5 protein-coding genes and 2 pseudogenes are annotated in these 9334 nt (G+C 55.6%); 3 read left to right on the top strand and 4 right to left on the bottom strand.

The window, feature by feature from the left end; translation table 11 throughout:
* Positions 1-872 (top strand): annotated as a pseudogene (locus ACF8AM_RS02900) (NADPH-dependent assimilatory sulfite reductase hemoprotein subunit); the annotation flags it as partial.
* Between the two features lie 162 nt (positions 873-1034).
* Here the strand turns inward: ACF8AM_RS02900 and ACF8AM_RS02895 are convergent.
* Positions 1035-2879, bottom strand: coding sequence for a response regulator (locus tag ACF8AM_RS02895; protein ID WP_392554191.1), 1845 nt, complete (start codon positions 2877-2879; stop codon positions 1035-1037).
* 522 nt (positions 2880-3401) lie between these two features.
* Between ACF8AM_RS02895 and ACF8AM_RS02890 the strand changes: the two genes are divergently transcribed.
* Positions 3402-5756: a hypothetical protein gene (locus ACF8AM_RS02890; protein ID WP_392554192.1), complete on the top strand. Its 2355-nt coding sequence runs from the start codon at positions 3402-3404 to the stop codon at positions 5754-5756.
* Positions 5757-5894: 138 nt separating this feature from the next.
* Here ACF8AM_RS02890 and ACF8AM_RS02885 read toward each other — a convergent pair whose 3' ends face one another.
* Positions 5895-7040 (bottom strand): cysteine desulfurase family protein, encoded by a 1146-nt coding sequence (locus ACF8AM_RS02885; RefSeq protein WP_392554190.1) that lies wholly within the window; start codon positions 7038-7040, stop codon positions 5895-5897.
* 139 nt (positions 7041-7179) lie between these two features.
* Positions 7180-7692: an SET domain-containing protein gene (locus ACF8AM_RS02880; RefSeq protein ID WP_392554189.1), complete on the bottom strand. Its 513-nt coding sequence runs from the start codon at positions 7690-7692 to the stop codon at positions 7180-7182.
* A 253-nt stretch (positions 7693-7945) separates the two neighbouring features.
* On the opposite strand from ACF8AM_RS02880, the gene ACF8AM_RS02875 reads away from it, so the two are divergent.
* Positions 7946-8716, top strand: a complete 771-nt coding sequence (locus ACF8AM_RS02875; protein ID WP_392554188.1) for a hypothetical protein — start codon at positions 7946-7948, stop codon at positions 8714-8716.
* A gap of 54 nt (positions 8717-8770) precedes the next feature.
* Here ACF8AM_RS02875 and ACF8AM_RS02870 read toward each other — a convergent pair.
* Positions 8771-9334: pseudogene (locus ACF8AM_RS02870) on the bottom strand (beta-cystathionase); the annotation flags it as partial.

Below are 9334 nucleotides of genomic sequence, written 5' to 3'. Positions count from 1 at the left end.
AGGTGGCCAAAGCCGTGGTCATCGTGCAGCGTGACAACGGCAACCGCAGCGACCGAAAAGTCGCTCGCCTGAAGTACCTGATCGCCGATTGGGGCATTGAGAAATTCCGTGCCGAAGTTGAGAAGGTGTTCGGTGGTCCTCTGGCGGATTGCACCGAAGACGACGTGCACGAGTTCGACGACCACATGGGATGGCAAGAACAGGGCGACGGTAAGTTGTCTTACGGGCTGAACATCGAAAACGGTCGCTTGTACGACAATGAAGAGCGGCAATTGAAAGCTGCGATTCGAGCGGTCTGCGCTCGATTCAATCGCGAAATTCGGTTGACCAGCCACCAGAGCATGATCTTCTGCGACATCGATCCTTCCGAGAAGGAAGAACTGATCGAGATCCTGAAGTCACACGGTCTTCGCACCACGGAAGAAACCAGCACAGTGCGTCGCTGGTCGATCGCCTGCGTCGCGTTGCCGACCTGTGGTTTGGCCATCACGGAGTCCGAGCGTCGTTTGCCAAGCATCATCGACTCGATCGAAGAGCCTTTGGCCAAGCTGGGCCTCAGCAATGAGCGGTTCACGATTCGGATGACTGGTTGCCCGAATGGTTGTGCTCGTCCTTACAACGCGGACCTGGCGTTGGTGGGGCGTGCTGTTGGGAAATACACGCTGTTCGCTGGTGGTGGATGGTTGGGCAATCGCTTGGCTTACATCTACAAGGATCAGGTCAAGGACGAAGACGTGACCGCGGAGCTGACGGGAATCTTCGCCGCGTTCAAAGCCAACCGCGAAGAAGGCGAATCGCTTGGTACGTTCTGCGATCGCGTGGGAGCGGAAAAGTTGGCTGAATTGGCCGAAGCTGCTCCACTTCCCGCCTGATCCGATGACGGGCGGGCTTTGAAAGAGCACGCTCGATCACATAAATGTTGAAACGACAAACGGCTTGGTGATTGCACCAAGCCGTTTGTTTTTTGATGGAAGTGATGTCGCGTTTGGAGCCAGCGATCCTGAGCGAGGCGGGCACTTGGTTCGCAAACGAACTCAGCAAATGGAGTTCTTCGTTCCGCCGGATGCGGTCCGTGCGGCGTCGGGGTCCTCGTCGCTGGAAGGAGTGCCGTCCGGCGTTTGGCCGGGGGGATCTTGGACGTTGGGGTTGGCTTCGATCACCGTTTTCAGCACATCGATCAGTTGATCCAAGCGGAACGGTTTGAAGAGAACCGCCTTGGGGTGCAGCCCATTTTGCTTGGCCTTCACGATCGAGTGGCCCGGGTCGTAGCCGAATCCCGTCATCAAAATCATCGGCACGTGCGCCATGACCTTTTCGAGTCGCAGCATCAATTGGTACCCGCTGTAATCGGGCAGTTTGATGTCGCTGATGATCGCGTCGTAACTGTCATCGCCGGCGCTTCGGCGAACCATCAGAACCGCTTCATCGCCCTCATGGGCGGTTTCAACGACGCAGCCGTATCGTTCGAGCAACTGGTGGGCGTCTTCTCGGACCTGTTCGTCGTCGTCAACGACCAGGATTCGGCGGCCGCGAAGGATCGCGTTTTGGTCAAGTTTTTCGTCCGCAGGGACGGCTTCGAGTGGCGTCATCTTTTGACCGATTTGCTGAATCGTTCGTTTGATGTCGCGTGAGTTTTGCAGGATTCGCCGCAACCGGTCCATCACCTCGGGGCTGTGCCCGATATAGCCTTCCATGACGTGGACGGCATCGTTGAGGATCGCGTCAACGGGCAGAGCAACGGCGCTGTGAATCGCGTCGCAGCTTTGCTGGGCCGTGTTGGCCTTTTGTGCGACCAGCAATTCCAGCGTGTTCAGGGCAAACGCGATGTCGCGAGCAAAGATTTCCAAGAACTGCAAATCACTGTCGCTGAAAGCTGCCACGTCGGGGCTTTCAACGTTGATCGTGCCCAGGACTTGGTCGTGAAGGACCAGCGGCACAGTCAATGAACTTCGGGCGTCTGCGACACCCGGGATGAACAGCGGGTCGTTTTGGACATCGTGGCAAACGTAACTGACACCGCTGGCAGCCACGTACCCGGTGATCCCGTTTTCACGCGGATGAGCAGACAGGCGACGGTCGGAGGCCTCTTCGTCGATACCGACGCTGAGCAGCGGAATCAGGTCGCCGGTGGTTTGTTCGAGCACGCGAATTTCGATGACTTCGAAGTTCAAAAGATCGCGCAGGTAGTGCTGAATGTTGTCCTTCAAGAGATCGATACGGTCATCGACCTCCATCATGAAAATTTCATTGGGCCGCAGGTCTGCGAGCTCTCGCCCGGCTTGGTGGATTGCCGCCAGTTTTTGTTGTTGAAGAATCTCGTCGGTGATCTCGCCGACGGTGACGATCAGATTGCGAGGCGATTCGGCGGATCGGACGGGGGCGGCGTGAACTTGGAAGTACTGGTTGTCGACGCTGTGGAGGGTCGAACTGCTCTCGTCGCCGGTTGCCAGGGCGGTGTGGAAGGGACAGAAATCAGGGCCCATGATCTCAGGGTTGTGCAACAGTTCGTAGAACGTCATCCCCAGCGGTGTGCCAGCCGGTCGGCCTGCCCACTGCAGCAGACGGTGGTTGGCCCAGATCACATGCAGGTCAGCGTCCAGCAGCGCGACACCTTCGGGCATGTCGCGGAGCATCAGGCCGCTTTGCATCATGCCACGAATTTCGGATGTCTGCGGTAGGCTGGTTCGATCCATCCAGATCCCAGCGACATCTTCTTCTTCGAGCAGTGGAAACGCATCCACAATGGATTCGCAAAACACCCATTCAATGGATGGTTCGAGCGCACCTTCAGCGGAAGTGCCTTGAGACAACAACGCTTCTGGCAGCGAGGATCGATCCGGAGGCGAACTTGAGGCGCCGACACAGATGACCTTTGGCATGATCTTACCTCCCCCCGGTTTCAATCTTGACCGTTAGCCGGGTCGTGCGAACAGTGTTTCAGTAACGTCGTCTTTCACGCCCGGTTTGGGAACCACATCCCCGGAATTTTTGAAGAATTCCTCTGGGTTTCATTTCCCACCCGTATTCTACGCAGGAATCAATCGGCGGGTGCGAATGCGAATTCCTCGCGTGCGAGACAATCGGCGAGATGGAATGATCGGATTGAGAGAGTTTCGTGAAATTTCCTAACGCAGTGCGCGTTTGATGTCAGTTTCACGCTTACTCTCACTGCATCGATTCCGGAACGTCTGTGTTTCCGGGACGACTGAACAAAAACTAAGCTTTAATCGGTCTGATTGATTGCCCGCATTGTTGACACTGCTTACCTGGTACCTACATTTTGGGGTAACGGGCGTTGTTCGCCCAGAGTACGCAGCCGTTAAAGCTTACCCGTGTTTCTTCTGTTGCCTCACTGGCTGTGAGCGTTTTGGAGGTTTTTGATGAGATCGAACGTATTACGGATGTTTCTTGGACTGACAGCGGCGATGTTGTTCGCTGTGAATGTCTACGCAGGATGCGGAGATTGTGGTGGATGTGCTAGCGGTGGCGGTTGCGTCTCCGATGGCGGTGGTGCCACAGTCATGGGCGGCGGCTATGCCGGTGCTAGCAGTGTTGGTGCGGGTGCTTGCGGCCCAACCGTTTCCTATCAAACGCAAACGGTAATGCGTTCTCAGTACGTGACTGAGACTCGGATGGTTCCAACCACCACGTATCAGCGTCAAACGCAAACTCGCATGCGTAGCGTGACCAAGCAAGTCGCTCGCGTTGAAACTCGCGAACAAGAGTACACGGTCAACGTGCCGCAAACTCAAACTCGTACGGAAACCTACGACGTTCAAGTCGCAGTTCCTTACACCGAAGAAGAAACCTACACGGTTCAGGTTCCTGTGACGACGGAAGTCGAACAGTCTTACCAAGTGTCGGTTCCCTACACGGAAAACGTGGAACAGTCGTACCAAGTTTGCGTGCCGTACACCGAGCAACTCGAGCAAACTTACACGGTTCAAGTTCCTTACACCGAAACCAAGACGCAGACCTACACGGTCAACGTTCCCTACACTGAGCAACAAGAGCAAACCTACACGGTTCAAGTTCCTGTTCAGCAAACGCGTGAAGAAACCTACCAAGTGTCGGTTCCTTACACCGAAGAAGTGGAACAAAGCTACACGGTTCAAGTTCCTGTCACGAGCACGCAAACCCAGACTTACCAAGTTTGCGTTCCTTACACCGACACGGTCACCCAGACCTACACGGTTCAGGTCCCTTACACCGAAACCAAAACGCAGACCTACACGGTCAACGTTCCTTACACCGAAACCGTTGAACAGCCTTACACGGTCAGTGTTCCTGTGACGGAGCAAGTTGCTCAGACTTACACGGTCAACGTCCCTTACACCGAAAACGTTGAACAAACCTACACCGTTCGCGTTCCTGTTCAAGAAACCAAGACTGCTTATCGTACCGTTACCAAGTGCGTCCCCGTGACCACCATGCGTACCGTTACGAAAGACATGGGCAGCTACCAATGCCAAGCCGTCGTTTCCGGCGGTGCAGCAGCTTACGGTAGCGGTGCAGGCATCTACGCAGCCGGTTCAGGTTGTGGCTCGTCGGATTGTGGTGGCGGATGTGCAAGTGGCTGTGCTTCGAGCTCGCCTTGCACCAGCAGTTGCGGTGGCGGATGTGGTTCGTCGGCTTGTGGCGGCGGATGCAGTGGAGTTGTCGGTGGCGGTTCGGCTTCGGCTGGTTCGGCTTGCGGACCAACTGTTTCGTATCGTCGCGTTTACGTTCCTAACTTGGTGACGGAAGAAGTTCCAACCACCTCGTACCAGCGTCAAACACAACAGGTTCCTTACACCTACACGACGACCTCGTACACCACGCAAACGCAAACTCGTACGGTTCCTGTCACCAAGTGCCGCACCGAAACTCGTGAGCGTATGGTCAACGTGACCAAGTACCAAACCGAGACTCGCACTCGTACCGTTCAGGTTCAAAAGTGCCGTCAAGAACAACGTACTCGTGACTACACCGTCACCAAGTACCGCACCGAAACGAAAACTCGCGAAGTGCCTGTTCAAAAGACTCGCTTGGAAACTCGCACCCGCGAAGTTCCTGTGACGACCATGAAGACCGAAACTCGCACTCGTACCGTTCCTGTCACCAAGTGTCGTACTGAAACCCGTACTCGTACGGTTCCTTACACCACGATGACGACCGAAGAACGTACCCGTACGATCACGGTTCAGAAATGCCGTCAAGAAGAACGTACTCGCGACTACACCGTCACGAAGTACCGCACTGAAACTCGCACCAAGTCGATTCCAGTGACGAAGACTCGTTTGGAAACTCGTACTCGTACGGTTCCTGTGACTAAGACTCGCATGGAAACTCGCACCCGCATGGTTCCTCAAACGACCATGACCAGCGAAGAGCGTACTCGGACGGTCAACAAGACCCGCATGGAAACGCAACAACGCACCCGCGAAGTTGCTTACACCGTGAACGTTCCTGAAACTCGCACTCGCACTTACAACGTGACTGTCTATGACACCGTCACCGAAGAAGTGCCAGAAACCTACAGCGTTTGCGTTCCTGTGCAAACAATGAAGGAAGTGCAAGTTCAAGTTTGCAAGCAAGTTCCAACGACGGTTCAAGTTCCTGTCTACAGCTCGTCGGCTGCTTACGGTGCTGGCGTTTCCGCTGGTGCTGGTTGCACCTCTTGCGGATCGGCTGCTGCTGCACCTGTTAGCTACGAAGCAGCTCCTGCTGCTCCCGTGATGCAAACCGGTGCTGGTTGCACCAACTGTGGTCAGTGATCGCTAATCCTTCTTTCACGGGACGGTGATTCACCGTCCCGTGGATTTTGAAATCACAAACGGCTCGCATTCAGTTTTGGATGCGAGCCGTTTTTTGTTTGCCATCGCATATTGAGTCGAACCGTCGTCCGTATATCATCACGTCGAGGAGTAGTCAGCGGCTTCCGCCAAGAGGTTGACGGCCCGGTCGATTTGTTCGCGGCTGGTGGTCCATCCCACCGACACGCGAATGGCGCGACCGACTTCTTTTTCGGTGCGTCCAATGGCGCGAAGAACGCGAGTCATCTCGTCAGGCGGCGATTCTGACTGAGCCAAGCCCGCGACCAAATGCCGGGCCGCCTTTTGAATGCGTTTGGCTTCCGCTGGCATCTGGACAGTGATGGTGTTGGGCAGTCCTTCGACATGCTCGGCGAGACTTTGGATTCGGTCGCCCAAGTTGCTGCGCAGACCATCGATCAGACGCTGGCGCAGTTCCGCGAGCGTGGAGTAGGCTTCGTCAACGCAGCGGCTTGCCATTGATGCGGCGGATCCAAATCCAACGATTCCGGGGATATTCTCACTGCCCGCTCGCAGCCCCATTTCACGACTCTCGCCGAACAAAATGGGTTTCAGTTCGAGACCGCGGCGGACAAACAGGGCTCCGACACCTTTGGGGCCGTACATTTTGTGAGCACTGAGTGCCAACGAGTCGACGCGGAGTTGCGTCACATCGACGGGAATCTTTCCGGCAGCGGTGGTTGCATCGCAGTGGACGCGAATGCCTTGGTTGTGGCAGCGGTCCGCCAATTCGCGAATCGGTTGAATGGTGCCGAGCACATGGTTGGCCAATTGCAGGCAGACCATTTGGGTCGATTCACGAAATCGTTTTTCAAATTCATCGGCACTGACGATCCCTTGTTCATCACAGGGAACCAATTCGACGTCCCATCCAAGCCGCCCGAGTTGCAGGCCAGCTTGCATGACGGCATCGTGTTCGACGTTGCCGATGAGCACATGAGGAGGCCCGTCCAGCGGATCGGGTGTGCGGTCGAATTCTGCCGCGCCTTGGAGTTCCAGGTTGTGGGCTTCGGTTACGCCATTGGTGTAGACCAGTTCGAAGGGTTCACAGCCGATCAGAAAGGCAACCGACTCGCGGGCACCTTCCATCGCTTCGCTAACCGCAGAAGCGTGGACGTGCGATTGGGTCGGAAGCATGAAGTGCGTCGACCAGTACGGCTGCATTGCCTCGATCACCGAAGGGGCCATCGGTGTGGTGCGATTGAAATCGAGGTAGATCAGCGACACGGCGGGAGAGTCAAAGGCGGCAAAGCAGAAGAAGCTGATTCCCAGGTTAACCCCTTTGCCCCGTGAATCCAGTCGCCATCAGTGCAATTCTCTTTGCGGGACAACGTGACTTGGGTTCAGCGTTTCGCCATGCAATGGATCAACGAGGTTTTTTCTTCCGTCCTTTGGCCAGACGCTTCATCTTTTTGACTTCGGCTTCCGAGACAACCCAGCCGCGACAATTGCGAGCACCGCACTGGCACTTGGGATTCCAATCAAAGGCTTCCCAGGCATAGTCGAAGGTGATTTCGGTTTCGGCCTCGATGTTGCAGATCGCGACGACGCCCAAAGAGAAATCGGTCAACTGAACCAATTCACAGTTAGGGCTGCAGGAGTGATTCATGAAGGCGCCCGGTGTGCTGGGTTCGAGGTACCAGTCTTCGTCCAGGTCCATCACGTATTCACTACCTTCGTAGTGTTTTTTATTGATCAATTGGCCGGTGACTTCGAACACCAACTCACCAGGTTGAAACTGCCGGGCCGCGTACACGCCAAAGCCGCAACGTCCGGTGCTTTTGACTTCGATGTCGTCGTCGTAGTACGAGCGGTAGGCGTAGTCCTTGTCAACGACAGCTTGGAGTTTCTTGCGGCGTTGTTTATCCAGTGCGGTCATTCGGTTTTTTAAGATAGATTGAAGAGGAGACCATGGACGGATGTTACCAAGCTTTGCGAAACCGGAGCGGGCCGTCAACGAGCAAAACAAGCGAAATTTGCTGCCCGTTCTTGGACGTACAGATCCTAATCAGTCTGAAACGAATGTGAGGACTGCGCGAGATCTAAAAAAACGTTCGACGTGATACCGGGGGAATAGCCGATCACACCGAAGCCAGCCGGTTTGATTGGTTTCCAGTTCCAAGGGATTTTCCATGTCGCGTTCGCTCTTCACTTTCTTTTCTGTGATGACCATTTCGTTGGTTGCCACGAATGTCTATGCGGATTTGGACTCCCTGTTGGGAACTTGGACGCAGGACGCTTCTGCGGAACAAGGCGCCGATGAGTCGTTGGTCCTGAGTCATGCGGCCCAGCCCGCGATGCAGGTTCAGCCGACGCCCGGTCCGGTGGCGAATTACCCGCACCAACCCGTTGCAACGGTGAACCCCTACGTGGTGACGCCGGGAACGGTGGATTGCGGTGGGTGCGATTCCGCCGGGCCATGCAAGAACCCGTCCTGCAAGACTTGCGGTCCAAAGATTCGATGGCCCAAACGATTCGGAGCCGGGTGCGACTCGTGCGGTGAGTTGGTTGAACCTGGTTGCCAGTCTTGCCAATCATGTGGTTTGGGAAGCAAGCTCAAAGGTCTGGGTAGCAAGGGCTGCAATACCTGCGGCGAAATCGTCGAAGGTTGTCAGACTTGTCGCCCAGTTGGCTTGAGCGAATGTCGTCCTCACCGTGCACCCGCGTTGCCACCGCCCAGCACGATGTTGGAATACTTCCGCAGCCGACCTTCGTACTCAGGCATTTGGGCTGGGTATGCAGAGGAGACTCGCAATCGTTGCCGCAACAAGAGCCCTCACGTGTTGGAAAATTGTGATTGCGTGGGAAGTCAACACGGAGGTTGCCAAACGGGCAACTGTAGGACCGGCGGTCATGCTCCTGGTCCAGTAGCAAACTGCGGTTGTGCCAGTTGCGGGAACTGAAGAGCTGAAGTGAAGTGTGCTGAGTGACCTGGTTTGGATGTGAAAGCAGTTTGATCAGGCGGCTTCGCCGACCCAGCTACGAATCACGTTGGCGGCAACCTCGGGGTTGTCCTCCACCAAGGCGACCAATTCGTCTTTGAGGGAACCGCCGGTAATTTCCATCGCCTCCACTTTTTCGGTTTGCTCTTCAACCGCAATTGGCGGAGACGGAAGTTCCAATCCGAACCCTTCTTTGAAATCGGTCGGGTCTGCATTGCCGCTGAGCGATTTGACGCTGCTGCGAGCAATCAAGAGTGCAGCGGCGGCCAGTCCCAGCATGGCCAACGTTTGCCATGAATCCGACAACCACGACAGAGCGATCGCGGTGGTGGCAGGCGATTCCATGTCGGGTTCGGGCAGATCGATGTAGTCCCAGACTTGCACCAGCGGGAATCGGTCTTCACCTGCTGCGACATCTGGCAGCAATGCCGTGACGGCTTGTTGGATTTCGGTTTCCGTTTGCTCTTTGAGAGCGACCAGGTCCGCGGTTTCCATCGGTTTGATGTCTTCGGCGGTTTGGTCCGGGTTGGCTTCGAGTTGTTGCTTGTTCCAAACCTTTTTGTAATAGCTCTGTGGCAA

Origin of the sequence: Rhodopirellula sp. JB055 (genome assembly GCF_043100905.1) — a bacterium.
Classification (GTDB): domain Bacteria; phylum Planctomycetota; class Planctomycetia; order Pirellulales; family Pirellulaceae; genus Rhodopirellula.
This window is presented reverse-complemented; position numbering and strand designations above follow the sequence as displayed.

Coding starts and splice junctions, on each gene's coding strand:
- ACF8AM_RS02875 (WP_392554188.1), top strand. CDS start 7,946: ATGTCGCGTTCGCTCTTCACTTTCTTTTCTGTGATGACCATTTCGTTG.
- ACF8AM_RS02895 (WP_392554191.1), bottom strand. CDS start 2,879: ATGCCAAAGGTCATCTGTGTCGGCGCCTCAAGTTCGCCTCCGGATCGA.
- ACF8AM_RS02890 (WP_392554192.1), top strand. CDS start 3,402: ATGTTTCTTGGACTGACAGCGGCGATGTTGTTCGCTGTGAATGTCTAC.
- ACF8AM_RS02880 (WP_392554189.1), bottom strand. CDS start 7,692: ATGACCGCACTGGATAAACAACGCCGCAAGAAACTCCAAGCTGTCGTT.